The organism is Qipengyuania sp. JB2-7 (genome assembly GCF_055693485.1).
In genome coordinates, this window is sequence record NZ_CM146335.1 from 2230258 (window position 1) to 2256914 (window position 26657).

Here is a 26657-nt window from a genome sequence, read left to right on the forward strand (position 1 = left end):
ATGGCGGATGAAACACCTCAGGCAGCACCAGCGGAGAAGCCCAAATCAGGGTGGCTCAATATCCTGGTCGATTACGGCCCGCTGCTGGTCTTTCTGGGCGTCTACAAATGGTATTCACCAGACGAGCCGGGGCCGATTGGCGAGATCGCCGCCGTCATCAAAGGCACCATCGCTTTTATGATCGCAGCAGTCGCGGCTTTGGCATTTTCAAAGTGGAAGTTTGGCCGCGTGTCGCCAATGCTGATGCTGTCGACCGCGCTCATCGTGGGCTTTGGCGCGCTTACCATATTGCTGCGCGATGCGACCTTCATTCAAATCAAGCCGACCGTGATTTACGTATTCTTCGGCGTCGCTTTGCTGGTGGGATACTGGCGCGGCAAGTCGTTACTACAGATCCTGCTGGAGGCTGCGTTTGAGGGCGTTGACGAGCAAGGCTGGCTCAAGCTGTCGCGCAATTGGGGCGTGTTTTTCCTGTTTTTAGCGGGCATCAATGAGGGGCTGCGCTATTTCTACAACGAACCCAATGGCAATTTTGAAACATGGCTCTGGGCGAAATTCTGGGTGTTCATGCCGCTCAGCTTCCTGTTCACTTTCACGCAAATCCCGATGCTGTTAAAGCACGGCCTGTCGCTGGATGACACTGATGAAGTGGTGAAGGAAGAGCCGCCGACGGCCTAAATCGCGTCATCGAGGGAAGCACTCTGTTAACCCATCTTTCGTCAACCTGCTCTATCTGTACGAAACGGAGGACGGGAATATGAAACACGGTTTGCTTGCCATCACGGCACTCTCGTTGTCTGCGTGCGGTGCGCCCTCGATCGAAGATGCCAAAGCTGGCGCAGTCGCGAAATGCGAACGTCAGTTTGGTCGGATGGCTCCAGATCCAGCAAAGGGTACTGAGCTCTGCAATTGCATGGTTGATGATCTGGCCGAAGCGGGTCTGGAAATAACTGACATGCTCGGTGCCAATCGTTCGAAGGTGGAGCAGATCACCCGTTCATGTGCTTCCAAAGCCGGGATTGAACTTCCGACCCGGTGAGCTTACTCTCCAGCTTTAAATAGATCCCGATGCTGTTAAAGCACGGCCTGTCGTTGGATGACACCGACGAGGTGGTGAAGGAAGAGCCGCCGACGGCTTAGAGCGCCCACAAACTTAGGTCGATATGGAACGCGAGTCTGGAGCCTCATATGAAACGATTGTTAGCTTGTATATTGGTTGCGTGCCTTTCAACTGCGCCCCTCGCCGCCAAAGAAACACGGCTGGCAGTTCGGGCACTAACGCAGGATGCAAAGTTCATTGGAACCAGCATGTCGGGCATGGCAGTTTTAATCGAGGATGCTGACACCGGCGAAATTCTCGATCAAGGCGTCACCCGCGGTACGACCGGAAATACCGATCGAATTCTCCGCAACCCAAAATCGCGCTATGGAGCGCTGTCGGATGATGCGAGCGCGGTTTATGTCGCAAAGTTGGATATTGAGAAGCCGCGCCGCATCCGAGTCACGGTGCGGGGCCCCATAGGCCAACCACAAGCACAGGCGGAAGCCTCGTCAGTGCGCTGGGTCCTACCAGGTAAGCATGTCGAGGCAGGTGATGGATGGTTGCTGATGGTGCCCGGTTTCGCGGTCGATATCCTGTCACCGGGCGCGCATACCTATGTCGATGACAATCCTGAAAGCATGACAGTCACTGCCAATGTGATCATGATTTGCGGCTGTCCCACCACGCCCGGGGGCACGTGGGACTCGGACGCGATCGAGGTGTTGGCCGAGATACGGCATAACGGCACGAAGATTGAGACAATTGAGATGGCCTATGCAGGTCGAGCAAGCCGATATGCCGCGACGATCCCCTCGGGCGAAAAAGGTGTTTACGAAATCCTTGTCACCGCATTCGATCCACGTACTGGAAATGCCGGGATTGACCGGTCCAGCTTTATCATACGATAGGCTGCGCTGCTTCACACGAGCAGCGTGACAGCTGACCTAAATCTCAACCTGACTGCCCAATTCCACCACGCGGTTGGTGGGTAGTCGGAAAAACTCCATCGCTGTCGCCGCATTGCGCAGCATCCACGCGAATATCTTCTCGCGCCAGATCGGCATGCCGGGTTTCTCGCTCGGCAAGAGTGTCTGGCGACTGAGGAAGAAGCTGGTCTGCATCATATCAAATTCGCCGCCGCATCGATCCATCTTGGTCAGACCATCGGGCACATTGGTTTCTTCCATAAAGCCGTAATGCAGTATGCCGCGATAGAACCCATCGCCCAGGTCGTGATATTCGCAGCGCGCCTCGGGATCGACGTAAGGCACATCATCAATCGCTACGGTCAGGATCACCACACGTTCGTGCAGCACCTTATTGTGCTTGATATTGTGGAGCAGCGCGGAGGGTACGCCCGCCGTCTGGCTGGCCATAAAAATCGCGGTACCTGGTACGCGCGTCGCGGAGTTCTTCGCTGACTTAGCAAAAATCTCAATCGGCAGCGCAACCTCTGTCATGCGTTCGCGCATCAGTTTGCGGCCTCGCGCCCAAGTGGTCAGCAAGGTGAAGACCACAGCCCCGACCACCAGCGGGAACCAGCCGCCATCGGGAACCTTGGCAAGATTCGCTGCGAAGTATGCGCCATCGACGATCAGGAAAAGCGCAACCACCGGCGCGGCGTACCACCATTTCCATTTCCACACGCCGACAAACAACACGCCCATCAGCAGCGTATCAATGGTCACCGCACCCGTCACCGCGATGCCATACGCGCTCGCGAGGTTAGACGAATTCTGGAATGTCAGCACCAGAATGATCACCGCCACCATCAGAGCCCAGTTTACAATCGGGATGTAAATCTGGCCCGCCTCCGTCTCGCTGGTATGGCGGATCGACAGGCGCGGGATAAAGCCGAGCTGCATCGCCTGATGCGTGATGGAGAATGCGCCTGAGATGACCGCCTGACTGGCGATAAAGGTCGCCATGGTGGCAAGGATAACCAGCGGCAATCGCCACTCTTCGCTCGCCAGCAGGAAGAAAGGATTGCGCACGACTTCTGCCGCCTGTTCTGGCGGCAGGCCAGCAATCATCGCGCCCTGCCCAAAGTAGTTGAGCAGAAGGCATGGCATAACGAAGCCGAACCATGATAAACGCATTGGTCCGCGCCCGAAATGCCCCATGTCGGAATAGAGTGCCTCTGACCCCGTCACCGCCAGTACCACAGCGCCCAGTGCGAAGAAGGCCGTCGTGCCGTCCAGCACAAAGAACATCACCGCATAGTATGGATTAAACGCCCACAATATGTCGGGGTTCTGGATTATCTGGTTGAGTCCCAGCCCCGCGATCACCGTAAAATAGACGATCATCACCGGCGCAAACAGCGCGCCGACCTTCGCCGTACCCCGCTTCTGGAGCAGGAACAGGAAAACCAGCAGAACCAGCGCAATCGGGATCACATAAGGCTGCAACCCAGCGTCAACGACCGTCAACCCCTCGACCGCCGACAATACCGAAATCGCCGGGGTGATCATGCTGTCACCGTAGAATAGCGAGGTTGCGAACACGCCCAGCAACACCACCAACCAGCCATAGGCCGACTTGCCGATATGGCGCGAAAGCAGCGCAACCAAAGCGAGGCTGCCGCCTTGCCCCTTGTTGTCAGCGCGCATCAGGATCGTGACATACTGGATCGCCACAACCAGCAGCATTGACCAGAAAATCAGGCTAACAACGCCGAGTACGTGCATCCGGTCGATAGCGATGTTGGCCGCGCCAGCAAACGTCTCACGAAAAGCATAAAGCGGGCTGGTCCCGATATCGCCGAAGACAATGCCGATTGCGCCGACGGCGAGCGCGGTTTTACTCGCGCTTTTCCCATGCGCGCCATGCGCCCCTTCGGTAGAGGGGTGCTTTTGCGTGACTGAACCCTCGGTCATTTATTGGCACTCAATAGTGAGATTTGCCAGCATATGTGGACCTGTTCGTATCGGCCAGCGGCCTGCCCATTCGCCCCGTTATCGGGGAAGGTCGCGGCGCTTAGCAGCATCGATTGTGCACTGCAAATAACGAGTCGCACTCTGTTTAGCGCCATCCAAGTTTGACACGCCTATTGCGGACTAACTTCAGGCGTAGCTGGTGATGTTGGCGGAGCCATCTGCCCCCGGGCTAGCAACGCATCGAGCCGCGCCAGACGCACGGCAAGTGTTTCTTTCCAATCTGCATCTTCTGGTGCATTTTCAATCAGTTGCGCCCACGTGGCCCTTGCCTGGCCAGGTTGCCCAGATCGCAGGAAGCCTAAACCGACGAAATATCCTGGCGCGGGATTGCCGGGCAGAACCTCTTCTGCGCGGGCATAGGCGAAGAGCGATGCAGCAGACAACTTGCCGTCAGAATGTTCAAGCAGCGCATTTCCCAGCGCAACCCAGGCCTCACCATCGGCGGGATTCTCCTCAACCGCGTTCTGGAGAAACTTGGCCGCATCCTCATACTGCCCACGCCGCGCATACGCATCTGCTGTTACAACGAAGCGCGATGGCGGTCGGCCAGCATCGAAGAATTCGCGGCGCGCATCGACCACAAAATCACCGCTCTCCGATTGCTTTTCAATTGCGGCCTTTGGCGAGGCAGATTGTCCGGGCGATCCGTGCAGAGCATAGCCAGTGAGGCCGAACAGCAAGGCTGCGCCAAACAATGTCCAGCTACTGCGCGGTAGCTTCAGGACAAATACGGCCAGGAGGAAGGTGAGCGCAGCGAGTACGACAATCGGAAACCAGATCATACGCGTTTCCTGAAACGTCCAGCCAGAACGGCGCCAACCACGAGAAGCAACAGCACCGGGATGACAAAGAGCGGCCACGTGCTCGCGCTGATCTTTGGCTCGTAACTGACATAGTCGCCATAGCGTTCGACCAACCAAGCACGCACCGCATCAGGATGCTCGCCCGAGGCAATGCGAATGCGCACCTGATGGCGCATATCGCCCGCCATCGGTGCATCGCTATCAGCAATCGACTGACTTTGGCATTTCAGGCAACGCAACGTCTCCATGAGCTTCTGCGCTGCCGCTTCCTGCACCGGGTCCTCCAATTGCTGATAGGCAAACGGCGCAGGTGGTAAGCTTTGCTGCGCCGCTGCTGGAACTGTCAACAAGGCGAGAAATAGGCAAAGCAAGCGCGTCATTGAGCCGCCTCCTGCAGTTTCGCCATCAGCATCGGCACGTCATCCTCGCGAATATCGCCGATATGCTGGTGCGTGATGCGCCCCCGGCCATCAATTACGAAGGTTTCTGGAACCCCGGAAGATCCAATCTCCAGCTGTACGCTAGACAGATCATCTGCACCTATGCGTGTGTAAGGGTTACCATGCTGCGCGAGGAAACGCGCGACATCGTCTGGCCGATCGCGGATTGCAATGCCGACGATCTCAACACCAGAGCGCTGCAATGTCTCCAGATGCGGTGCCTCAGCAATGCAGGGCAGGCACCAGCTGGCCCAGATATTCAGCAGACGCGGTGTGCCATCCTGAAAGTCACTGCTCGCCGCACCGGGAAGATCGGGGTGAGCCGCTCGCAAGTCGAAATAGGGCAAAGGTTTGCCGACCATCTGGCTTTCGACAAACTGATCCTTTGGCTGTGTCAGTTGATAGGCAGCCAGGCCGACGAAGCCAGAAAATAGCATCAGCGGCACCCAGAGACGCCAGCTGTTCATGCCGCCACCTCACCGCGACGTTCGGCTGTTCGGCGGGCTGCAAAGCGACGCTTCAAATCCTGCTGAACCCGTACCGATGATCGCGAGCACGCCGCCGAGCGCGACGAGAATTCCGCCATACCAGATGAAGGTCACAAACGGTTTCCACCAAAGCCGCAATTGCCAGCGCCCATCCCCCGACGCATCGCCAACAACCGCATAAAGCTGTCCGTTCCAGCGGGTTGCCAGCACGCTTTCGGTAGTCTGTTGCGGCGGAGCCCAAAAGGTTCGGTTTTGCGGGCGCAGATAGATCGGATCGCCGCCATCGATGCGGGCCGTTAGTCGCGCCTCTATCGCTGTCCAGTTGGGGCCAGCTACCGGCCCGACATTGTCCAGCGTCACATCAAATGGTCCGACAGCGGTTACGCCGCCAACCTTGACCGCCGCGAGTTTTTCTTCGGTAAATGCGCTTTCACTGGCCATGCCAAACAGCGCGACGGCAATGCCAAAATGGGCGACGACCATACCCCAGACCGCAATCGGCACACGGGATAGCTTGCGCCCGCGCAATGGCAGGAAGCTCGCGACCGCAAGACCAGCGGCCAATGACAGGCCTAGCAATGGCAGGGTGCTGACCTCGCCCAGCAAAGCGGTTAGGATAAGTGCCACCAGAATAATCGCCGCGATGATCGCCATCTCTTTGGAAATGCGCCCAAAGCCATCCTGCCGCCAGCGCAGCAGAGGACCGACCGCCATCACCAGCAACATCGGGATCACGAAGATCGCGCCTACCGGATTGAAATATGGTGGCCCGACTGAGACCCGTACGTCAAACGCCTCTGTCACCAGCGGGTAGAGCGTGCCCAAAAGCACAATAGCCAAGGTTGCGCTGAGCATGACATTATTGAACACAAGCGCGCCCTCGCGGCTCGCAATCGAAAACCGCTCCCCTTCCGTGACGCTGCCCGCGCGCAAAGCGAACAGCAACAGCGAACCACCAATATAGAGCGCCAATAGGATCAGGATAAAGCTACCCCGCTCCGGATCGACGGCAAAGGCATGGACACTGGTCAGAATACCTGATCGAACCAGGAACGTGCCAAGCATGCTCATCGAAAAGGCGACCACGCCCAGCATGATCGTCCACGCACGCAAGGCATCACGGGCGGCCAACACACTGACCGAATGCAGCAGGGCAGTCGCCGCGAGCCACGGCATTAGCGAGGCATTCTCTACCGGATCCCAGAACCACCAGCCGCCCCAGCCCAGCTCGTAATAGGCCCAATATGAGCCAGCCGTTATGCCCAGCGTCAGAAACACCCATGCGCCGAGCACCCATGGCCGCATGACACGCGCGAACTCTGGAGTGACTTGTCGAGTAATCAGCGCGCCGCAGGCAAAGCTAAATGCGACTGACAGCCCGACGTAACCAAAATAAAGCGTCGGCGGATGGAAGGCGAGGCCGATATCCTGCAGCAGCGGGTTGAGTCCCATCCCCTCAACCGCCGGTGTTGGCAAACGCTCAAACGGGTTCGAGCTGAGCAGCAGAAACGCGTAAAATCCAAGTGCAACAAAGCCTTGCGTGGCGAGCGTTGCCTGCATTGTTCGCTCCGGCAGTCGGCGTTCAATCGCCGCGATCAGACCGCCAGCAAGTGCCATCACGGTCACCCACAACAGCATCGAGCCCTCGTGATTTCCCCAAGCGCCAGAGAGCTTGAAAATCATCGGCTTCATCGAATGGGAGTTGGTCGCAACAAGCTTCACTGACAGGTCAGTTATCGCAAAGAGCCACAACAGCGCGATGAACGAAAAACCTGCGAGCAGCCCCTGCGCTACCGCCGCCGGGCGCACGCAGTGTGCAATCTCAGCAACGCTATCGTCATTGGCATCGCTATTGGCCCGCAGCGCCAAACCGGCTGCGACCAATTGGAGCGCCGCCAGCGCGACCGCAATCCACAATGCGGCAAGGCCGAGCTCTGCAATCATCGCCTGAGGCTTCTCACGTCCGCTGCTCTAGTCCAAACCAATTGTGGTTTCTTCGGCCATTTGCGCAGCCTGATGCTCTGCCAGCCCTTCTAATTCCTTAGGCACGTAATTCTCGTCGTGCTTCGCAAGTAAATTGTCAGCGATAAATGTGCCGTCTGCGCGCAGGCTCCCCTCGGCCACTACGCCTGACCCCTCAACAAACAAGTCAGGGACAATTCCGCTGAAGCGCACGGGAATGCTGGCATCGTCTTGCCCGGTCACAATGAACGCCACGGTGATCCCATCGGTCAGCGTCTCAAGTGATCCCTCCTGAACCATGCCGCCGAGACGCACAGCCTGCCCAACTTCTGGCGGATTCTCCCGCATTTGCTCTGGCAGGTAGAAATAGTTGGCCTGGCTTTGCAGACCGTAAACCGCCAAAAACCCTGCACCGACAATGGCGAACAGAGCCAGGACCCCAAGGACCAGTCTTTGATGTTTCGGCTTCAGCGTGCTCACTTGCGCTCTGCCCTCTCTTTGGCCCTCTCTTTGGCTTCATCACGGCGCTTCTCTGCGCGTGTCATAGCACTCCACGCCCAAATGAGCATTGCAAAGGTCGCAATCACGCCGACGGCATACGCAGCGACAACAAAGTCCCATTGGTCAAGCCCCTCTCTCACGCAGCGGCGTCCATCGCGCGGCGGCGCAGGCGAGCCTCAGCCTGCGTCTCGGCCAGAAGTGCGCGCATTCGCATCAGCACAACTGCGCCGAATATGAGGGAGAAGCCAATCACTGCGACGAGTAGCGGGACTAGGAATGTTGCATCAATCGCGCTTTTGCCAATCGTAATACTGGGTGGCTGATGCAGCGAGTTCCACCACACAACTGAGCGATTGATAATCGGAATGTTAATCGCACCCAGCAGGCCAAAGATCGCTGGAATGCGCGGGCTAACCCCCTCCCGCTCCGCTGCCTGAGCCAAAGCGATATAGGCAAAATACAGAAACAGCAGCACCAGCATACTGGTCAGCCGGCCATCCCAGACCCACCATGTACCCCATGTTGGCCGCCCCCAAATCGCCCCGGTCAGAAGGCAAATCGCAGTAAAAACCGCACCAGGCACCGCCGCCGCCCGCGCGGCCAGGGCCGCCAATGGATGCCGCCATACCAGAAATACGAGGCTCGAAATCGCAATCGCGGTCCAACCGCCCATACCCAACCACGCGGCTGGCACATGGATATAGAGTATCCGGACAGTCTCGCCCATCAACCGATCCGGCGGCACAACCAGCAAACCCCATAGGACAGCACCAATAGTCAGCACCAAGCCGCCAATAAGCAAAGTTGGTGTCAGCCATTTGGCGAGCGTCAAAAAGCGTTTGGGATTAGCGTAGCCGTGCATGGATAAGGTCCGTGGCGGTCGTTTTACAGCGCCACACTAACCCCGCAAGAGGCGATTCAGCGGCCAATCAGCTTTTGCGCCATACGATCAGCAACCTGATCGGGTGAGACGCCAGTCTGGTCACTCTTCTGCCAAATTTGTTCGAGACGTTCCGGGATCTGCGCGATCCGCTTGCGCACCTCATTGATGTCACACGGATTGCCCTGTGTGCGGCAAAGATATTCCAGCGTGACGCTGATGATACCGCCTGCATTGATGACATAGTCCGGCGCGTAGAGAATACCGCGCGCCGCCAGCTTTTCGCCATGCCCGGCCCGTGCGAGCTGGTTATTCGCACCGCCCGCAACGATCGCACAATCAAGCCTTGCAATGCCCTCGTCATCGAGGATCGCGCCCAGCGCATTGGGGCTTACCACATCACACGATACGCCCAGGATCGCCTCAGCTGAGACCGCTTCTCCGCCGATTTCTTCCGCCAATTGCTCCGCGCGGGCTGCGTCGATATCGGCGAGCGTCAAGCGAGCACCCTCTTTGGCGGCGAGACGCGCTACACCAGAGCCAACGCTGCCTACGCCTTGCAGTGCGATGTGGACACCGTCCAAACTATCGCGCTTAAGCTTGTGGCGGACAGCGGCCTTGATGCCGTGATAAATACCCATCGATGTGAACGGGCCGGGATCGCCGCCTGCCGCGTCATCGCCTGACACCGGCAAGCCAGAGACATATTGCGTGCGCTGTGACACGCGCACCATGTCTGCCTCGCTAATGCCAACATCCTCAGCAGTCACGTACTTGCCGCCCAGGCCATCTACTGCATCAGCAAACGCGTCGAGCAGTTCCGGCGTCTTGGCCTTATTCTCGCCTGCCAGAATCACTGCTTTACCGCCGCCCATGGGCAGGCCGGCCATCGCGTTCTTGTAGCTCATCCCGCGAGATAGGCGCAGCGCATCGCGGATGGCGTCTTTCGGCTCGGCATAGTGCCAAAACCGGGTACCCCCTGCACCGGGGCCAAGATGGCTGGAATGAACCGCAATAATCGCTGTTAAACCGCTGGCGCGATCACGCACCAGCTGCACCAATTCGTGGTCATCAAAATCGGGTTCTGTCCAAACTGCTGACATGGCCTGCGCAATGCCCCCAAATACGATAAAGCGCTGCGCAATTGGCAGCTGAAAAATCTGGGAAATGGGGCGATCGAGGGGTCTCGAACCCCCGACCTCCGGTACCACAAACCGGCGCTCTAACCAACTGAGCTACGATCGCCACATGCCCTGTGCACAAGACCCGAGGGCCAAGGCGTGAGGGGCGCTGATACCCGCACCTATCGCGACGTCAAGCCGCTAAGAACGAGGCGCGAAGCCTGTTGCACAGACGAGCCTGTATGGGAAGGGAAAAAGACCGCCATGTGTGACCGGACGTAATATTCTTTCGCGGCTTGTGGGAAACGCCCGTTCAACTATGGTCGGCGCATGACTCAAAATCCCGGCGAATCTCATGCTGCGCATTTGCTGGCCCGCGATGGGATGCAGCGAATACCGACAGACAAGCTTGAGCTGTTTCAGCTGCGCGGTTTTGTGGATCGAGAATTGCAGCAGGAGCTTGTGGCACTGATCGAGGCGCAGCGGCGGCCATCGACAATAGCCGACCCGAATGGCGATACCTATTTCCGCACCAGCGAGACGTGCGATCTAGCGCCAGATCTGGTGCCGGTGAAACAGTTGGAGGCGATGCTAACCTCGCTTTCCGGGATTGATCCGGCGCATGGCGAACCCTTGCAGGGTCAACGCTATGATGTTGGTCAAGAGTTCAAAGCCCATACAGACTACTTTGCGCCTGATGGAGCCGACTTTCAGAGATATTGCACCGTTTCGGGTCAGCGTACCTGGACGTTTATGATCTATCTGAACGAGCCAGAGGTTGGCGGCGCAACACGGTTCAAGACCATCAAGAAGAGCTTCCAACCAGAAGCGGGGAAGCTTGTCTGCTGGAACAATCGGCGGCCAGACGGCTCGGTCAATCCGAACACGCTGCACCATGGCATGAAGGTACGTAAGGGGCTGAAATACGTCATCACCAAATGGTATCGCGAGAGGCCTTGGGGGTGAGATTCTGATAGCTAATAAAAAAGGCGACCCAAAGGCCGCCTTCTTCATGCAGCATGTCGCCGCGTGGATATTCGATCCGCTTATTTCTTAAGGCTAAGCCCGCCAAAGCGCTTGTTAAAGGCAGCAACACGGCCACCTTCCTGAAGCTGCTGCTTGCCACCCGTCCAGGCAGGGTGGCTGGTCGGGTCAATATCGAGCGCGAGCGTATCGCCCTCGCTACCCCAGGTTGAGCGGGTTTGAAATTCAGTACCATCAGTCATCTTGACCGTGATGGTGTGATAATCGGGATGACCTTCGGCCTTCATAGTTCGTGTCCTTTATAGCATGCGCCCGGTTCCGACCGGACAAGCTGTGTTTGGAAGATGCGCGCGGATAGTCGGGTTTGCGCTTCGATGCAAGGTTCGATGTGACGACAGGTTTTTTATTTTGGCCTCAAGCGCCGGCGCTCACGTCCGTTCGCTTGGCTACCGGCCTAACGGTAGACGCGCAGTCGCGCTTGCGGCTCACTAGACGCTCGCCGGATCAGCGCTGAATCGGTGCGTAGCACCGCAAGGCCGACCGGCCGCCCGCAGCGATGCGATCTCTAATCGCGTGAGCGAGGATATCGCACGGCGGAGGCCGTGCGGAAAACTAAGACGGCGGATCCGCAATCATCGCCGTGAACTCAACATCGGTCGTGGTTTTACCCTCGACACTCGCGGTACCCTTGAACTTGCACACGCGGCTACGCTTTTGTGTGAATTCGACCTGCAAGTCGAGCAAACACCCCAGAGTCACAGGGCTACGAAACTTCGCATTCTCAATCGCCATGAAATAGACGAGCTTGCCCGTTCCGGCGAGCTCCATCGACTCAATACCAAGAATGGCCGCCGCCTGCGCCAGCGCCTCTATCTGCAGGACGCCGGGCATGATCGGCGCGCCGGGGAAATGCCCTTGGAAGAAATCTTCGTTGAACGAAACAGCCTTCACCGCGTGAATACGTTCACCCAGTTCGACCGACTTGACCCGGTCAACCAGCAGCATGGGGTAGCGATGCGGCAGAGCCTTGAGCACCTGCGCAATGTCCATAGCGGTGTCAGTCATCGCTTACCCCCAAAACTGCGCAGCGGATTAACGGCCTGAAGGCTGCTGCGCTGCCGGTGCTGCCTGTTGCTGCTGCGCCGCTTGCTGAGCGGCGGCCTGTTGTGCCGCAGCCAGCAGAATCTGCTGCACTGTCTGATGCGTCGCGAGCAGATCGCGGCGCGGCTGCCAACCTGCTGGCGGCGTAGTTTGCACCGATGGCAAGCGCGTGTTGAGCGCGGTTACGATGTCGCCTGTTACGTTCACACCCTCAGGTGCATATTGCAGCGCATCGGGCGTCAACATGATCTGAATGCTCTTGTCCGAAATCACCTGATTACGGGCATTGTTATAATCATTGATCAGCTGCTCAATCACATATGTCTGCGCGAGCACGACCGGCTGGCTGAGCTGCTGCAATTGCTGCTCTTTCTGCTGAATTTGCTGAACCGCAGTTGGGTTCGCCTGAATCTCTGCGTCAGTCAACTGACCGTTACTGTCAGTGTCGAGCGAGCGCTGCTGCGTCTGAATTTCCTGACGAAGCGTGTTCATCTGGCCGATCTGTGTCTGATATTGCTGGCCGATCTGCTGGTAAGCGTTGATGCGGGCCTGGCTACGCACAATCACAGCTTCCGGGCTGCTTGTGGCGATGCCGTTGACCTGTGCAGTCGCAGGCGTCGCAGCGATGGCCGCGCTTGCCGCGCCCAGAATGGCGAGCGATTGAAGAAGAGTTTTCATTAGAATTGTGTTCCTACGTTGAACGAGAAGAGTTTGGTGTCATCGCCTTCGACCGATTTGATGGCCTTGGCGAGATCGATCCGGAATGGACCAAAGGGTGAATTCCAGTTGACGCCGATGCCCACTGATATGCGCGGGCTTGGCGTGTCGCCCAGGAAGACTTCCTGGAATGGCGGAATGTTACGGTTAAAGGGCTGAAGTGGGTTGCCATCCGCATCCGTAGTCGCAGTGGTCGGAAAGCCGTTGCCGTCAACAAACAAGGGATTGCCGCTGGTATCCGTGATCTGGAAGTTGAGCCCGCCCGGGAATGGGCTAACCGTAACCGCGGGATCCGTCACATTAAACAGCGCACCTACGTCGAGGAATACTGATGGACGAAGACCAAGTTCACGCGCTCCAGTGCCCAGCGGAATCTCAATTTCGGCACGTCCGAGATAATAGGCGGTGCCGCCGATTGCGTCATCCTGAATGCTGTCGCGGTCAGTGATGATGAGCGGATTGCCGTCAGCGTCTGAAATAATTGGCTGACGCAGAACGCGCGGGCCTACACCGCGAATGTCAAACCCGCGAATTTGCGGCTCACCCAGGAAGAAACGATCCGTGAGACGAACATCATCCGTGCCTGCGCCGCGATTCTCAAAACTACGGATCGCTCCGCCCTCAGCCGTCAGCGATAGGATAAAGCCGCTGCCGAGCGAATAGTACTGGCCCGCGCGCCCGCGAACGCGCAGATATTTAACCGAGCCACCCAGCCCCGCAAACTCTGCGGTAACGGCCAGATTCCGACCACGCGACGGGCGGAGGCGACTATTCGTCGTATCAAGAGAGTAGGTTAGACCCAGGATCGAGCTGGTCCGCTTACCCAACGCATCACACAGGAACCGTCCGGCGAGCAGCGGTTCACACGTCCTGATGCCATCACCGTCAAAGTCGGCGAAGAACTGGTTCTCATCCAAGCCAACATCGTCAAAGTTCAGCGTGTAGCTGCCCACGAGTGAAGAGAACTCGGTCAGCGGAACACCAAGACGCGCAGAAAAGCCAGTTGTGGCTTGCTCAAACGTCGTGTTTCGATCGTTATTGAGGAAGTTGAAGCTGTTGAAATCGCGGCGGTAGATATCGATCCCGGCCGAGATATTCCGATCAAACACGTAGGGTTCTGTGAAGCTGAGATTGGCCGAACGTGAGAAACGCGAAACGTTACCGCTAAGGCCAATCGTCTGCCCGCGACCACGGAAGTTACGCTGACGGATCGAGCCAGAGAAAATAAAGCTTTCAATCGATGAGAAACCGGCTGACAGCTGCAGCTCACCGGTCGCCTGCTCTTCCAGATTGGCTTCAAGCACGATCCGGTCAGGCGCGCTGCCATCAACCTGATTGACCTCGAAATTCTCTTGGAAATAGCCCAGCGAGTTGATCCGCGCTGTCGAGCGTTTCACCGCCAGCGAGTTAAACGCATCGCCTTCTGCGGTACGGAATTCGCGGCGAACAACCTTGTCCTGCGTCAGCGTGTTGCCGTTCACGTCAATCCGCTCAACATAAACGCGCGGCGCCTCTTGCAGAACGAAGTTTACGTTCATGGTCAGCGTGTCTTTGTCGCGGTTAAAGCGCGGCGAGACATCCGCGAACGCATAGCCGAACGTGCCGGCAAGGTCGGTCAATTGCTCAACCGTGTCCTCGACCAACTTGGCATCATACCAGTCGCCGCCATCCATTGGCAGCTGCGCCTTGAGCGTGTCGCTGTCGAAATCGCGGATATTGCTGTCGACGCCTAGCTCACCAAATTTGTAACGCTCACCCTCCTCAACAACATACGTGATGATGAAATCGCGCTTGTCCGGGGTCAGCTCAGCAACGGCTGATACGACGCGGAAGTCAGCATACCCTTCAGTCAGATAGAACTGACGCAGCTTTTGCTGGTCAAACGCCAAACGGTCAGGGTCATAACTGGTATTGCTGGAAAAGAAGCTGGTCAGGCGCGCCTGCTTGGTGACCATTTCACCGCGTAGCTCGCCGTCAGAGAACGCTTCATTACCGATGATGTTGATCTGGCGGACTTTGGATTTCGGTCCTTCGGAAATCTCGAACACGATATCCACGCGGTTCTGCGCGAGCTGAACCATTTTCGGTTCAACCGTCGCAGCGAAGCGGCCCTGCCGCTTATAGAGTTCGATAATGCGCGCCACGTCAGCGCGGACCTTTGATCGGGTAAAAATCTGACGCGGGGCCAGCTTGATCTCTGGAACGATCTTGTCGTTCTTGATCCGATCATTGCCTTCCAGAATAATCCTGTTGATCACCGGGTTCTCAGTCAGCGTAATGACAACATTGCCCGCATCATTACGTACCGAGAACGTCGCGAAGAGCTCAGTCGCCGAAAGGTCTTTGAGAACCTGGTCACCAACCTCAGCGCTCCATTCGTCGCCTGGGCGCAGGCGGATATAAGACAGGATCGTCTGCGCCTCGAGACGCTCCGCACCCTGCACCGATATCGTGCGCACAACATCGCGTTGCGACGTCACTTGCGCTGGAGCCTCTGCGGCAGCGGGGGGAGCAGCGGCTGGAACAGCCACCTCCTGCGCTCCGGCCACACTCGGGATGCCGGCGAGCATGCTGCCAGTTAGCAGGACCACTCCAAAACGGCCCGCAGGTGTGAGACTTGCTGAGGCACTTTTCACAAAATTGCTATTCGACAAGGAAATACCCGTCCTATCCGTTGAACCAAGCCAGCTTCTGAAAGCCGCCAAATTTTGCCTGAGCCATCTCCATGGCGCATACCCTTGCGCCCTTGCCTTATGGGAAATCTGCAATCAAGCGTAGCGGCCTCGAAACCCGCTCCCTCCTAATCCTTTTACCCGATTAATTCCCGAAAACCGGGAGGCTGATCAGGTCATTGATCGTGACGAACACCATAAGCGCAAGCACGAGTGCCATACCGCCGCGGAACGCCATTTCCTGACTGCGGGCACTCACTGGCTTTCGGCGGACTGCTTCAGCCGCGTAAAATGCCAGATGCCCGCCGTCTAACGCCGGAATTGGCAGGAGGTTGATGAATGCCAAGTTAAGCGAGATGAGCGCCGCAAATTCGATGAATGCGAGTAAGCCAAGGCTGAGCCACTCGCCGGAATATTTGGCGATTTTCACCGGGCCGCCCAGCTCTTTCACAGAGCGTTCGCCAGTGATAATCTGCCCCAAACCGGTCAGCATCATGTCCATCATTTCGATGGTCCGCTCGACTGCCAGGCCTATGCTGGCCAGCGGGCCCTGCCGCACAAAATCATATTCGGCTGCTGCAGGGCTTATACCGATCAAACCGATACGCGAAACATTGCCGAACTCGTCCTCAATCTCGGTACTCTTAGTGGTAATGGGGACAACCTGCTGCTCACCGTCGCGTTCGATTGTGAAGAGCAACTCCTTGGACGGGTAAATGACAACCTCGGCACGCAGGTCCGCAAAATCTGTCAGCTCTTGGTCGCCGACAGCCACGATCTTGTCGCCAATCTGCAGCCCCGCCTCCTGCGCTGCGCTCTCTTCCGCGAACTCGCCAATGACCAATTGTTGATCAGCATCGACGGCCGTTGGCTTCCCCAGAATCATGAAAAACGCCGCAAAGATACCCAGCGTGATCAGCAGGTTTGCCGCCGGACCTGCGAATACAATCAGTGCGCGTTTCCACAAAGCCGCGTGTTGGAAGCTACCGTTTCCTGTACCGTCATCGACGGTGCTCGGAGCATCTGGATCCGGCATACTGGCAGGGTTCATATCACCCTTGAACTGGACATAGCCGCCCAGCGGAATTGCCGAGAGTTTCCAGCGTGTTCCGCGGCTGTCGGTCCAACCGATCAGCTCTTTACCAAAACCGACAGAGAATGCCTCTGCGCCAACACCAAACCAGCGCCCCACCAGATAATGACCAAGCTCGTGCAGCGTTACCAATGGCCCCAGCAACAGCGGAAAACCAATGACGTAATATACCCAAAGGGGCAGAGAAGCTTCCAAATCAGTTACTCTTTAACAGTTCAGATCAACAGTTCGCGCGCAATCGCTCGCGCCTGCGCGTCTACCGCAAGGACATCATCAAGGCTAGATGGCGCGACCACCGTGCCTGCCTTGGCAAGCACGTCGGCAACCAATGTCGGAATGCGGCTGAACAGTATCTGACTGGCGAGGAATGCCTCAACCGCGATTTCGTTGGCTGCATTAAGCGTTGCAGGGTTCGCCCCGCCCGCTTGCGCCGCCTCGCGCGCCAAGCGGGTTGCAGGAAAGCGTACCTCGTCAGGCGCAAAGAATGTCAACTCGCCCATGGCGATCAGATCGAGCGGTTCACAAGGTGTATCCATCCGTTTGGGCCAGGCAAGGCACGATGCAATCGGCACGCGCATGTCAGAGGGCCCTAGCTGCGCGAGCGTTGATCCATCGCGATACTCAACCATCGAATGAATGACGCTTTGTGGGTGAACGATGATCCGGATTTTATCGAGGCCAACCGGAAAAAGGTGATGCGCCTCAATCAGTTCCAGGCCCTTGTTAAACATCGTCGCACTGTCGACACTGATCTTAGCGCCCATGGACCAATTGGGATGCGCAACCGCCTGCTCCGGGGTTGCCGCGTCAAGCTGTTCCTGCGTCCAGCTGCGAAGCGGGCCACCGCTCGCCGTCAGCGTAATCCATGAGACATCATCTACGCTATTATCTGCAAGGCACTGAAAAATCGCATTATGTTCGCTGTCGACTGGCAGCAAAGTTGCACCATATTTGGCGACAGCGGCGGTCATTACCTCGCCCGCAGACACCAGTGCCTCTTTGTTGGCGAGCGCTATTGTGCCGCCCTGCTCTATCGCCGCCATGACGGGGCCAAGGCCTGCGCAGCCGACAATTGCGGCAACGGTGATGTCGACCGAGTCGAGCGGCTGCTTCGCACAAGGCCTTGCGGTCGCCAGCTGCTTCAATGCCGCTTCCTGAAAGCGCTTCACGCAGCTCTGGCAGGCAGCTTTCATCCCCAACAACTGCCAACTTGGCTTTCGCCCTCTTCGCCATCTCCGCAAGTTGCGGCGCACTACAATTGGCGGTGAGCGCCTCCACCTGCCATGCGTCGGGATTGCGCGCGATCAAGTCCAGGGTCTGTTCCCCGACGGAACCGGTTGCACCAAGGATCGTAATCGAGCGCTTCATGCAATAGTCGTCCATGATAGCGGGATGAATATTGCCATTCCCCAGACCACTGCGAGCAAACCATCAACACGATCAAGCACTCCTCCATGGCCCGGAATGATATTACTAGAATCCTTCATACCGGCCTTGCGCTTCATCCAACTTTCCAAGAAGTCGCCTGATTGAGCGAGAACTGCTGCGCATGCGCCTGCAAAAGCCAACACAGATCCAGAAGGGGCCATCCCCCAATCTGGCTTTCCGGTCAAAAGGCCAATCAAATTCTCACCGCATATGGCGAAGCCTAGACCAAACGCTGCTGCGAACGCTATTCCGCCGATCAGGCCAGCCCATGTCTTGGATGGGCTGATCGACGGCGCTATCTTCGGCCCGCCAATAGCCCTGCCTACGAAGTAAGCACCCACGTCTGTTGCAATCACATATCCCAAAAGCAGGACTATGATTGAGACGCCAAGGAGGGTTTCGCGCAAAGCACCCAGCAAAAAACATGCAATGCCGATATAGATTACGCCTACTGCAATACCTGCGATCCGCTTTGGCGTCACATCGGTCATAATGAGGGCGAGCCGCGACCATTCTATCAAACCAACGGCGCCAAGTATGGCGATAAAAGTATACCACCAGCCGCCACCTAGCCAGAGCGCAGTCCCAGCCACCGCAAGCATAACAAGGGCCGATGCTACGCGAACGGCTAGATCGCTTTTCTTGGCGGGAGCCGATCCCCCCTCAGCGTCCGCCATAGCGACGCTCCCGATTGGTGAAATCGTCTAGCGCGCTTTGCAAGTGGTCCGGGGTGAAGTCTGGCCATAGGACGTCGGTAAATACCATTTCGGCATAGGCTGCCTGCCACAACAGAAAATTGGACAGGCGCACCTCGCCACTGGTCCGGATCAACAGATCAAGCGGCGGCAAGTCGGATGTGTAAAGATGTTTTTCCAGCGAAGTTTCAGACAGTTCGCCTTCCTCTGCCGCCAGTGTCGCGGCGCGAACGATTTCTTGTTGCGCACCGTAATTGAGCGCGACCGCCAAAGTGCGTGACCCACCCGATGTTTTCTCCAGCGCATCGTCAATCATCTCGACAATATCAGGCGCGAACGCTTTGTAATCGCCGATGATTTTCAGTTTCACATCATTGGCGATGAATTCTGGCAAGTCAGATTTGATGAACTTGCGCATCAGGCCCATCAGGTGATCGACCTCATCCTCTGGCCGCTTCCAGTTCTCACTAGAAAAGGCATAAAGCGTCAGGCAATCAATCCCCATCGGCTCCACCGAACGCACCAGCTTGCGCACCGCCTCGACCCCGCGTTGATGCCCGAGTGCGCGCGGCAGCCCGCGTTTTTTTGCCCAGCGCCCATTGCCATCCATAATGATGGCGACGTGGCGCGCATGGTTGGCCTGTTCAGACATTGAAAAACACCGCTCGTGCTGAGCTTGTCGAAGTGCGAGTGGCGAAGAACCTCGTCCCCCCTCGGAGTCAAAGACGGCGCGCAGCGCCACCGGCTCAGGATGAACGGGAGAAGGAAAAACGACAGCTACGCTCACTGCGTCAGGATCTCTTTTTCCTTTTGCGCGGCGGCATCATCGGCCTCACCAACGAAACGATCGGTCAGCTTTTGCACCTCATCTTCCAGGCGCTTGCGATCGTCTTCAGAAATCTCTTTCTTCTTCTCGTCTTCTTTCAGCGCTTCCATACCGTCGCGGCGCACGTTGCGGATCGCGATCTTCGCGTTCTCAGCATAGGAGCCGGCGAGTTTGGCCAGTTCTTTGCGACGTTCCTCGGTCAGGTCCGGCATCGGCAGGCGCACATTCTGGCCGTCAGTCATGGGGTTAAGGCCAAGATTTGCCTTCGTAATACCCTTCTCCACTGCGCTGACGTTTGATTTGTCCCACACCTGCACGCTCAACATGCGCGGCTCTGGCGCACTTACGGTTGCAACCTGATTGAGCGGCATCAGCGAGCCGTAAACCTCGACCTGTACCGGATCGAGCAGGCTGGTGTTTGCTCGGCCCGTCCGCAGGCCGGAAAGATCGCTCTTCAGGCTGTCGACTGCGCCGACCATGCGGCGCTCAATATCGCTCTTATCATATTTGGCCATGGCTCAACTCATCCCTCTCAATTGTCGTTCTGGACGATGGTCTGTACGCCTTCGCCGCTAAGCACACGCGCCACATTGCCTTTGTCGCGGATCGAGAAGACCACGATAGGAATGTCATTTTCGCGGCACAGAGCAACAGCGGTCGCATCCATCACCTTAAGATTGGCTGACAGCACCCGGTCATAACTGATCGCGTCAAAACGCGTCGCATCCGGATTGTGCTTGGGATCGCTGTCATAGACCCCGTCGACGCTCGTACCCTTAAGCAAGGCGTCGCAATTCATTTCGGTACCGCGCGCAATGCCGCGCCTGTGTCAGTCGTGAAAAAAGGATTGCCAGTGCCAGCAGCAAAAATCACGATCCGCCCTTTCTCAAGATGCCGTTCTGCGCGGCGGCGAATGTATGGCTCGCACACGCTGCTCATTGGGATTGCGGACTGCACACGGGTTTGGACACCCAGCTGCTCCAGCGCGTTCTGCATCGCCAGCGCGTTCATCACTGTCGCAAGCATACCCATATAGTCGCCTGTTGTCCGGTCGAGACCCTTGGCCGCGCCGGAAATCCCGCGGAAGATATTCCCACCACCGATCACCAGACACACCTCCAGCCCGCTATCCTTGGCCGCTTTCACCTCTTCGGCAAGACGCGCCACATAGGCTGGGTCGATCCCGAATTGCTGCTCTCCCATCAAGACCTCGCCCGAGAGTTTCAGGAGGATGCGTTTGTAATTCTGGATGGGCATGAATCGGTGAGCTCGCGGCTGACTAAATACTCCGCGACCCTTAGACAGGATTGTGGTCTCAAGCAAAGTCAAAGACTGTTGAAACCCGCTACCGGACCGAACCTTGGTGAAACAGGGCGGCAGGTGTCGCTCCTCCCGGTGAAGGGAGGCACTCCTATAGCAACTCAACATGGGGCGACCCGAATTGCTCGGAGCATTCGCGCAAGCGAAAGCGACAACGGTGCGGATGATCGCAGACCGCGAAGGCTGGTGGCTCAGCCTTATCCTCTTATGTTTTATGGTTTGGGCTGCCGCGCATGGTCATGCCCGGCAAAAAGCCACCGGCCCGATGGGGATCGGTGGCTGAATGTAGCATTTACCTCGTACCAAGCCACCCGCTCCCTCCGCCCTTCCACCCGGTTTTTCGCACCGGGTATGATCCGGGTGGAAGGGCGGAGGGAGCGGGTGGCTATGGTTAGCTAAGACAGAGCCTTAACCCGCAACAGCTGCTGCAACTTCTGCTGCGAAGTCTTCTTCCTTCTTCTCGATGCCTTCACCGAGCTGGAAGCGGACATAGTCAGTCAGCGTGATTGAGCCGCCGGCGTCCTTGCCGGTTTTGGCAACGACGTCTGCGACAGACGATTTGTTGTCCATCACGAACATCTGGCTCAGCAAAGCGTTCTCTTTCGCGAACTTCTTGATCGCGCCTTCGACCATTTTTTCCTGCACGTTCTCAGGCTTGCCGCTTTCCGCCGCTTTCTCCTGAGCAATCGCGCGCTCACGCTCAATCACAGCAGGATCGAGACCGTCAGCATCAAGCGCCTGCGGGAACATGGAGGCGATGTGCATCGCGAGCTGTTTGCCGAATGGCTCAAGCACGTCAGCGCCAAGGTCGCTTTCCAGAGCGACGAGAACGCCGATCTTGCCGAGGCCTTCTGCCGCCGCGTTGTGGACATAAGAAACGACAGCGCCAGAACCGACAGAAACGGTTTTCATCCGGCGGATTTGCTGGTTCTCACCAATCGTCGCGATGTTATCAGTCAGCTTGTCAGCAACGCTGCCGCCGTCGGGATACGCCGCAGCTTTGAGCGCTTCGACATCGTCACCGTCCAGTGTCGCGGCGACTTGGGTGGTCTTGCGCACAAAATCCTGGAACTGGTCGTTCTTCGCAACGAAATCGGTCTCTGAGTTCACCTCAACGGCAACACCCTTTGTGCCCTCAACGGCAACGCCCACGAGACCTTCCGCCGCAGTACGGCTGGATTTCTTCTGAGCGGTCGCGAGACCTTTGGCGCGCAAAGCGTCGACAGCGGCTTCGATATCGCCGCCTGCTTCGGTCAGCGCCTTTTTGGCGTCCATCATGCCTGCGCCGGTTTTTTCGCGCAGAGCTTTAATATCGGCGACTGTGAAATCGGCCATGATATGTGTCCTTTGTTAGATCAATTGGGTCTAAATCAATTGGCGGCACCGGTCGCCTGTACGGCGAAGCGGAGGAAGTGCCCGGCGCGCTAGAATGCGATCATGTCAGCCCCGTGACGACGAGAGCGCCACCGCACACGTCATTGGGGGCTGACCATAATCAATGCAGACGATTTAAGCGTCCGCAGCGGCCTCTTCAACCGGTGGCTGTTCCATCGTGCCAGCTTCCGAACCCGCCATTTCGGCTTTGCCGCTGCCCGCAGCCGCGCCGATTGCGTCGCAATAGAGGCGCACCGCGCGGCTCGCATCGTCATTGCCGGGAATCGGGAATGCGATACCGGTTGGATCAGTGTTGGTGTCCAAGATAGCAACCACTGGAATGCCCAGCACGTTGGCTTCTTTAATCGCCAGATCTTCTTTGTTCGCATCAATTACGAACATCACGTCTGGAACACCACCCATGTCACGGATACCGCCAAGTGAAAGCTCAAGCTTGTCACGCTCGCGTGTCAGCTGGAGAACCTCTTTCTTGGTAAAGCCAGAAGTTTCGCCGCCCAGCTGCTCTTCAAGAGTCTTGAGACGCTTGATCGACTGGCTGATCGTCTTCCAGTTGGTCAACATGCCGCCGAGCCAACGGTGGTTCACGAAATGCTGACCAGACGCGCGGGCTGATTCCGCGATCGCGTCTTGTGCCTGACGCTTCGTGCCAACGAACAAAACCTTGCCGCCAGACGCAACAGTCTGCGACACGAAATCGAGTGCACGCGCCATCAGTGGCACGGTCTGCGACAGATCAAGAATGTGAATGCCGTTGCGCGCGCCGAAGATGTACGGCTTCATACGCGGGTTCCAACGGTGGGTTTGGTGGCCGAAATGTGCGCCGGCCTCGATCAATTGCTGCATCGTGACGGTAGGAGCCGCCATAAGTAATTCCTTTCCGGTTGTGCCTCTGGAAAGCTGGAACCTGCGGTACGGAGAGCCCGTGTGCAGGCACCGGTATGAAGTGCCTTCCATGTGGATTTGCCCGTGAGACGCAGGACGCTGAAACGCCGATACCTCTCGTGGACCGCGCGCCATTAGCGAGCATAGCTGACAAAAGCCAGCAAGAAATTATGCGAAAAATGGAGAAATTACGTCCGATTCCGCTTGACAGGGCGGAACAAAACAAGAACACTGTAACCATTCCGGGAACAAACCCGAATGCTTAGGTGATTATACCTAAAGATCCACAGCCTGCCAACAGGCTTGTCGACAGCAAGAATTGGAAGATGAAATGATGTTCGCCCTGATGATCACAGCTCTGCTCACCCTGATCGCCGTGGCCAGTATTGCGGTTATTGCTGACAGCGGTCTGCGTTGGTTGTCTGCGCTTGGTCAGCTTCAACGGCAGTTGCGCAACTCTGTAGAATACACCAATATGCCACGCGCCCGTGCCTATGCGGCACCGTATCGCGCAGGAGGTCGCCCTGAGAGCGACGGAGCTAAGCGGCGCGTTGCCGCTTGATCTTCGCGTAGCGTAGCAACCCATATGGTATGAGCGCGAAGTAGCCGACGCTGATCACAACTAGCGTCCACCATGGCTCCATTAAGAGCCCGCCGCCAAAGACCACGCCGATAATTGCTATCAGCTCCAGCCTGATCCCGCGCCTTGGTCGTAAAGCCCCCCAGCTAAGCGTTGCGATATTCGAAATCATCAGCACCGCGATGAGACCAAGCCACAAGCCAACCAACAGCGGTTCCCGAAGAAGCTCTTCACCTGTCTCTATCCAGAGATAAATCGGCAGGAATGATAGGCCAGCTGCAACAGGCGCGGGAATACCTGTCAGAAAACCTGCGGATTTATGCGGCTGCTCATCAACATCAATCTGGGCATTGAAGCGCGCCAGTCGCAATGCACAACAAATGGCAAATGCCAGTGCTGCAAACCACCCAAAGCGCGGCGTATCCGCCAGCGCCCAAAGGTACACGATCACTGCCGGTGCCGTGCCGAAAGATAGCGAGTCCGCAAGACTATCAAGCTCAGCCCCAAACCGGGATTGTGCATTGAGCAAGCGCGCGATCCGGCCGTCAAACCCATCGAGAACGCCCGCAATCACCACAGCCAATACAGCCGCCCCCCAATCGCCGGAAATCGCAAATCGTATTCCCGTCAATCCAGCACACAATGCCGCTGCGGTGATGGCATTGGGAATGAAGGCGCGCAGTGTCAGCGCGCGCGGACGCTTAGCTGTTGAGGTATCAAATGCTTCATCCTCAGCAGCCTTCGGGCCCACTCTGGGGCGATCAATATCGTCGGGACCGCCGGGCGTATTAGCGCTCAATGGGTGCACTCGTTCACTGGACAACACCCTCTATCAGTTTCTGCGCCCCGATTTCGGCAAGGACAGTTTCACCAGCAACGATCCGTTGTCCCATCAACACCTTGGCGTCCGTTCCCGCAGGCAAATATACGTCGACCCGGCTGCCAAACCGGATGAGGCCAACCCGCTGCCCCGTCCCAACCGTGTCACCCGTCTTTACAAAGGGGATGATCCGGCGCGCAATAAGACCAGCGATCTGTGTAAAGCCGATCTTTGTTCCGTCTGCCCGCTCGATCAGAATATGCTGCCGCTCATTCTCTTCGCTCGCCTTATCCAGACCCGCATCCAGGAACTTGCCCGGAATATAGATCAGGCGGCGGATCACGCCGGCAATCGGCGCGCGGTTAATATGCACGTCGAACACACTCATGAAGATCGAAATGCGGGTGACCGGTCCATCTGGCAGACCAATCTCCGCGCTGCCGTCATCAATGCGCAGCTCTTCGGGCGGCTCAACCTGCGTTATCAGCGTGACCAACCCATCGGCGGGCGCGACAATTGCACGCTCATCATGGGGCACAACGCGCTCTGGATCTCGGAAAAACGCAAACACACCAACTGACAATGCCAGCAATGGATATCCGACCAGCTCCCATCCAAAAGCGATCAGAAAAACCAGCGCTATACCAACCGTTATGAGGCCGAACTTGCGCCCCTCGGGATGGATTGCGGGCCAAGACCAGGCGACATCGCCTGATCCCTTATTGTCTAAAAGTTCACCTGCCATGGCGCTCACTTAGGTATATGCCCGCCTCCCCGCAAGCATCACTCACTTTGTCCAGGGCGCCTTACGCACAAAAACAGTGCCTGCGGAATATCCTGCGCCGAAGCTGCAAATCAGGCCAGTATCCCCGCCCGTCAGATCTTTGCTGTGCAAGTGAAAGGCAATGATCGACCCTGCACTTGAGGTGTTGCCATAGGTGTCGAGCACCGTCGGGCTCTCATCCTCATTCGCCTCGTGCCCCAAAACCTTGTGCGCAATCAGACGGTTCATGCCCGCATTTGCCTGATGCAGCCACATACGGCGCAGGGTAGTGGGATCTACGGACAAACGCTCAGCCTCTTCCAGGATCATCTGTGCGACCATGGGTACGACTTCCTTGAAAACCTTGCGGCCTTCCTGAACAAACAGTTTGTCCGCTGTGCCCTCAGTCTCTGGAGAGGCGCGATTGAGGAAGCCAAAATTGTTGCGGATATTGTTGGAGAATACGGTTTTCAGCCGTGTGCCCAGAATTTCCCAGTGTTGCTCAGGTGCGATCGACGCATCTTCAACCAAAACCGCCGTTGCCACATCACCAAAGATAAAGTGGCTGTCGCGGTCACGCCAATTGAGGTGTCCGCTGGTAATCTCGGGGCTGACAACAAGCACGCTTTTCGCATTGCCTGCGCGAATATAGTCTGCCGCGGTCTGAATACCGAATGTCGCGGAGGAGCACGCGACATTCATATCAAAACCAAATCCATCAATCCCCAGCGCCTGCTGAATTTCGACCGCCATGGCGGGATAGGGCCGCTCCATATTGGACGCCGCGCAAAGCACAGCATCAACGTCGCTCGCATCACGTCCAGCGGCCTCTAACGCCTGCCGACATGCGGCCACACCGATCTCTGCCATCAGCGACAATTCATCATCGCCACGCTCTTCCCATTGCGGGGCCATAATCTCTGGGTCGAGCACCGGCGTCTTGGCCATCACGTGACGCGCCTTGATGCCGCTGGCCTTTTCAATGAATTCGACTGAGCTTGGCTGCAGTGGCTCGACTTCGCCCGACGCGATCGCATCGGCATTGCGCGAATTATGCAGCTCTACAAATCGGTTGAAGCTGTCGACCAGCTCTTCATTGGTGATACTCTCAGCCGGGGTGAACAATCCGGTCGAGGAAATGACGGGGGTGCCTGTGCGTTCCATAGTGATCAATTAGGCCTGCGAGATACCGTGGGCAAGCACCA

At 57.2% G+C, this 26657-nt stretch carries 27 protein-coding genes, 1 tRNA gene and 3 pseudogenes; 6 read left to right on the plus strand and 25 right to left on the minus strand.

The window, feature by feature from the left end; all coding sequences use genetic code 11:
• The 3 genes from ACZ1GM_RS11150 (at position 1) to ACZ1GM_RS11160 (ending at position 1950) form a co-directional block, all read left to right on the plus strand.
• Positions 1 to 678 carry an inner membrane-spanning protein YciB gene (locus tag ACZ1GM_RS11150; protein WP_472676522.1) on the plus strand — a complete coding sequence of 226 codons (678 nt, stop codon included), beginning with the start codon at positions 1 to 3 and terminating at the stop codon, positions 676 to 678.
• 79 nt (positions 679 to 757) lie between these two features.
• A complete protein-coding gene (locus ACZ1GM_RS11155) occupies positions 758 to 1039 on the plus strand; it encodes a hypothetical protein (RefSeq protein WP_472676523.1) in 282 nt (93 codons plus the stop codon).
• A 149-nt stretch (positions 1040 to 1188) separates the two neighbouring features.
• Positions 1189 to 1950, plus strand: a complete 762-nt coding sequence (locus tag ACZ1GM_RS11160; protein WP_472676524.1) for a hypothetical protein — start codon at positions 1189 to 1191, stop codon at positions 1948 to 1950.
• Between the two features lie 36 nt (positions 1951 to 1986).
• Here the strand turns inward: ACZ1GM_RS11160 and ACZ1GM_RS11165 are convergent, their stop codons facing one another.
• The 10 genes and pseudogenes from ACZ1GM_RS11165 to ACZ1GM_RS11210 form a co-directional block, all read right to left on the minus strand.
• Positions 1987 to 3921: a potassium transporter Kup gene (locus tag ACZ1GM_RS11165; protein WP_472676525.1), complete on the minus strand. Its 1935-nt coding sequence runs from the start codon at positions 3919 to 3921 to the stop codon at positions 1987 to 1989.
• 170 nt (positions 3922 to 4091) lie between these two features.
• Entirely contained in the window at positions 4092 to 4763 is a 672-nt protein-coding gene (locus ACZ1GM_RS11170) for a tetratricopeptide repeat protein (RefSeq protein WP_472676526.1), read from the minus strand.
• On the minus strand, positions 4760 to 5164 hold the full coding sequence (locus tag ACZ1GM_RS11175) for a cytochrome c-type biogenesis protein (protein WP_472676527.1): 405 nt from the start codon (positions 5162 to 5164) through the stop codon (positions 4760 to 4762). Before ACZ1GM_RS11175 ends, ACZ1GM_RS11170 begins: the two co-directional genes overlap by 4 nt.
• Positions 5161 to 5691 carry a DsbE family thiol:disulfide interchange protein gene (locus ACZ1GM_RS11180; RefSeq protein ID WP_472676528.1) on the minus strand — a complete coding sequence of 177 codons (531 nt, stop codon included), beginning with the start codon at positions 5689 to 5691 and terminating at the stop codon, positions 5161 to 5163. The genes ACZ1GM_RS11175 and ACZ1GM_RS11180 overlap by 4 nt, the downstream gene beginning before the upstream one ends.
• Positions 5688 to 7656, minus strand: a pseudogene (locus tag ACZ1GM_RS11185) (heme lyase CcmF/NrfE family subunit). The gene ACZ1GM_RS11180 and the pseudogene ACZ1GM_RS11185 overlap by 4 nt, the downstream one beginning before the upstream one ends.
• Positions 7657 to 7683: 27 nt before the next feature.
• Entirely contained in the window at positions 7684 to 8145 is a 462-nt protein-coding gene (gene ccmE / locus ACZ1GM_RS11190; RefSeq protein WP_472678555.1) for a cytochrome c maturation protein CcmE, read from the minus strand.
• 5 nt (positions 8146 to 8150) lie between these two features.
• Positions 8151 to 8315, minus strand: coding sequence for a hypothetical protein (locus ACZ1GM_RS11195; protein WP_472676529.1), 165 nt, complete (start codon positions 8313 to 8315; stop codon positions 8151 to 8153).
• The gene (ccmC, locus tag ACZ1GM_RS11200; protein ID WP_472676530.1) at positions 8312 to 9037 is read right to left on the minus strand and encodes a heme ABC transporter permease CcmC; all 726 of its coding nucleotides are present in this window, start codon (positions 9035 to 9037) and stop codon (positions 8312 to 8314) included. The genes ACZ1GM_RS11195 and ccmC overlap by 4 nt, the downstream gene beginning before the upstream one ends.
• A gap of 56 nt (positions 9038 to 9093) precedes the next feature.
• Complete coding sequence (locus tag ACZ1GM_RS11205; protein WP_472676531.1) at positions 9094 to 10158, minus strand: Leu/Phe/Val dehydrogenase; 1065 nt, start codon at positions 10156 to 10158, stop codon at positions 9094 to 9096.
• 65 nt (positions 10159 to 10223) lie between these two features.
• Positions 10224 to 10300: transfer RNA gene (locus tag ACZ1GM_RS11210), tRNA-His, on the minus strand.
• Between the two features lie 206 nt (positions 10301 to 10506).
• On the opposite strand from ACZ1GM_RS11210, the gene ACZ1GM_RS11215 reads away from it, so the two are divergent.
• Positions 10507 to 11142: a prolyl hydroxylase family protein gene (locus ACZ1GM_RS11215; protein WP_472676532.1), complete on the plus strand. Its 636-nt coding sequence runs from the start codon at positions 10507 to 10509 to the stop codon at positions 11140 to 11142.
• 80 nt (positions 11143 to 11222) lie between these two features.
• Here the strand turns inward: ACZ1GM_RS11215 and rpmE are convergent, their stop codons facing one another.
• The 10 genes and pseudogenes from rpmE to pyrH form a co-directional block, all read right to left on the minus strand.
• On the minus strand, positions 11223 to 11447 hold the full coding sequence (rpmE, locus tag ACZ1GM_RS11220; RefSeq protein ID WP_472676533.1) for a 50S ribosomal protein L31: 225 nt from the start codon (positions 11445 to 11447) through the stop codon (positions 11223 to 11225).
• Positions 11448 to 11772: 325 nt separating this feature from the next.
• The gene (fabZ, locus tag ACZ1GM_RS11225; protein WP_472676534.1) at positions 11773 to 12225 is read right to left on the minus strand and encodes a 3-hydroxyacyl-ACP dehydratase FabZ; all 453 of its coding nucleotides are present in this window, start codon (positions 12223 to 12225) and stop codon (positions 11773 to 11775) included.
• Positions 12226 to 12252: 27 nt separating this feature from the next.
• Positions 12253 to 12939 (minus strand): OmpH family outer membrane protein, encoded by a 687-nt coding sequence (locus ACZ1GM_RS11230; protein ID WP_472676535.1) that lies wholly within the window; start codon positions 12937 to 12939, stop codon positions 12253 to 12255.
• Positions 12939 to 15548 carry an outer membrane protein assembly factor BamA gene (gene bamA / locus ACZ1GM_RS11235; protein ID WP_472678556.1) on the minus strand — a complete coding sequence of 870 codons (2610 nt, stop codon included), beginning with the start codon at positions 15546 to 15548 and terminating at the stop codon, positions 12939 to 12941. Before bamA ends, ACZ1GM_RS11230 begins: the two co-directional genes overlap by 1 nt.
• A gap of 247 nt (positions 15549 to 15795) precedes the next feature.
• The gene (gene rseP / locus ACZ1GM_RS11240; RefSeq protein WP_472676536.1) at positions 15796 to 16938 is read right to left on the minus strand and encodes an RIP metalloprotease RseP; all 1143 of its coding nucleotides are present in this window, start codon (positions 16936 to 16938) and stop codon (positions 15796 to 15798) included.
• 20 nt (positions 16939 to 16958) lie between these two features.
• A pseudogene (gene dxr / locus ACZ1GM_RS11245) lies at positions 16959 to 18111 on the minus strand (1-deoxy-D-xylulose-5-phosphate reductoisomerase).
• Positions 18108 to 18848 (minus strand): phosphatidate cytidylyltransferase, encoded by a 741-nt coding sequence (locus tag ACZ1GM_RS11250; RefSeq protein ID WP_472676537.1) that lies wholly within the window; start codon positions 18846 to 18848, stop codon positions 18108 to 18110. Before ACZ1GM_RS11250 ends, dxr begins: the two are co-directional and overlap by 4 nt.
• A complete protein-coding gene (gene uppS / locus ACZ1GM_RS11255; RefSeq protein WP_472676538.1) occupies positions 18835 to 19518 on the minus strand; it encodes a polyprenyl diphosphate synthase in 684 nt (227 codons plus the stop codon). The genes ACZ1GM_RS11250 and uppS overlap by 14 nt, the downstream gene beginning before the upstream one ends.
• Before the next feature lie 131 nt (positions 19519 to 19649).
• Positions 19650 to 20207, minus strand: a complete 558-nt coding sequence (gene frr, locus ACZ1GM_RS11260; RefSeq protein WP_472676539.1) for a ribosome recycling factor — start codon at positions 20205 to 20207, stop codon at positions 19650 to 19652.
• A 17-nt stretch (positions 20208 to 20224) separates the two neighbouring features.
• A pseudogene (gene pyrH, locus ACZ1GM_RS11265) lies at positions 20225 to 20949 on the minus strand (UMP kinase).
• 169 nt (positions 20950 to 21118) lie between these two features.
• Here pyrH and ACZ1GM_RS11270 point away from each other — a divergent pair.
• On the plus strand, positions 21119 to 21295 hold the full coding sequence (locus tag ACZ1GM_RS11270; RefSeq protein ID WP_472676540.1) for a hypothetical protein: 177 nt from the start codon (positions 21119 to 21121) through the stop codon (positions 21293 to 21295).
• Between the two features lie 125 nt (positions 21296 to 21420).
• On the opposite strand, the gene tsf is transcribed toward ACZ1GM_RS11270, so the two are convergent.
• Entirely contained in the window at positions 21421 to 22347 is a 927-nt protein-coding gene (gene tsf, locus ACZ1GM_RS11275) for a translation elongation factor Ts (protein ID WP_472676541.1), read from the minus strand.
• 174 nt (positions 22348 to 22521) lie between these two features.
• Positions 22522 to 23271: a 30S ribosomal protein S2 gene (rpsB, locus tag ACZ1GM_RS11280; protein WP_472676542.1), complete on the minus strand. Its 750-nt coding sequence runs from the start codon at positions 23269 to 23271 to the stop codon at positions 22522 to 22524.
• Positions 23272 to 23620: 349 nt separating this feature from the next.
• Between rpsB and ACZ1GM_RS11285 the strand changes: the two genes are divergently transcribed.
• Positions 23621 to 23851, plus strand: a complete 231-nt coding sequence (locus ACZ1GM_RS11285) for a hypothetical protein (RefSeq protein WP_472676543.1) — start codon at positions 23621 to 23623, stop codon at positions 23849 to 23851.
• Here the strand turns inward: ACZ1GM_RS11285 and ACZ1GM_RS11290 are convergent.
• The 3 genes from ACZ1GM_RS11290 to ACZ1GM_RS11300 are packed head-to-tail and all read right to left on the minus strand — an operon-like array spanning position 23829 to position 26616.
• Positions 23829 to 24668: a CDP-alcohol phosphatidyltransferase family protein gene (locus ACZ1GM_RS11290; protein ID WP_472676544.1), complete on the minus strand. Its 840-nt coding sequence runs from the start codon at positions 24666 to 24668 to the stop codon at positions 23829 to 23831. The genes ACZ1GM_RS11285 and ACZ1GM_RS11290 overlap by 23 nt on opposite strands.
• Positions 24669 to 24681: 13 nt before the next feature.
• Complete coding sequence (locus tag ACZ1GM_RS11295; protein WP_472676545.1) at positions 24682 to 25434, minus strand: phosphatidylserine decarboxylase; 753 nt, start codon at positions 25432 to 25434, stop codon at positions 24682 to 24684.
• Between the two features lie 42 nt (positions 25435 to 25476).
• Positions 25477 to 26616: a beta-ketoacyl-ACP synthase III gene (locus ACZ1GM_RS11300; RefSeq protein ID WP_472676546.1), complete on the minus strand. Its 1140-nt coding sequence runs from the start codon at positions 26614 to 26616 to the stop codon at positions 25477 to 25479.
• Positions 26617 to 26657: the final 41 nt, after the last annotated feature.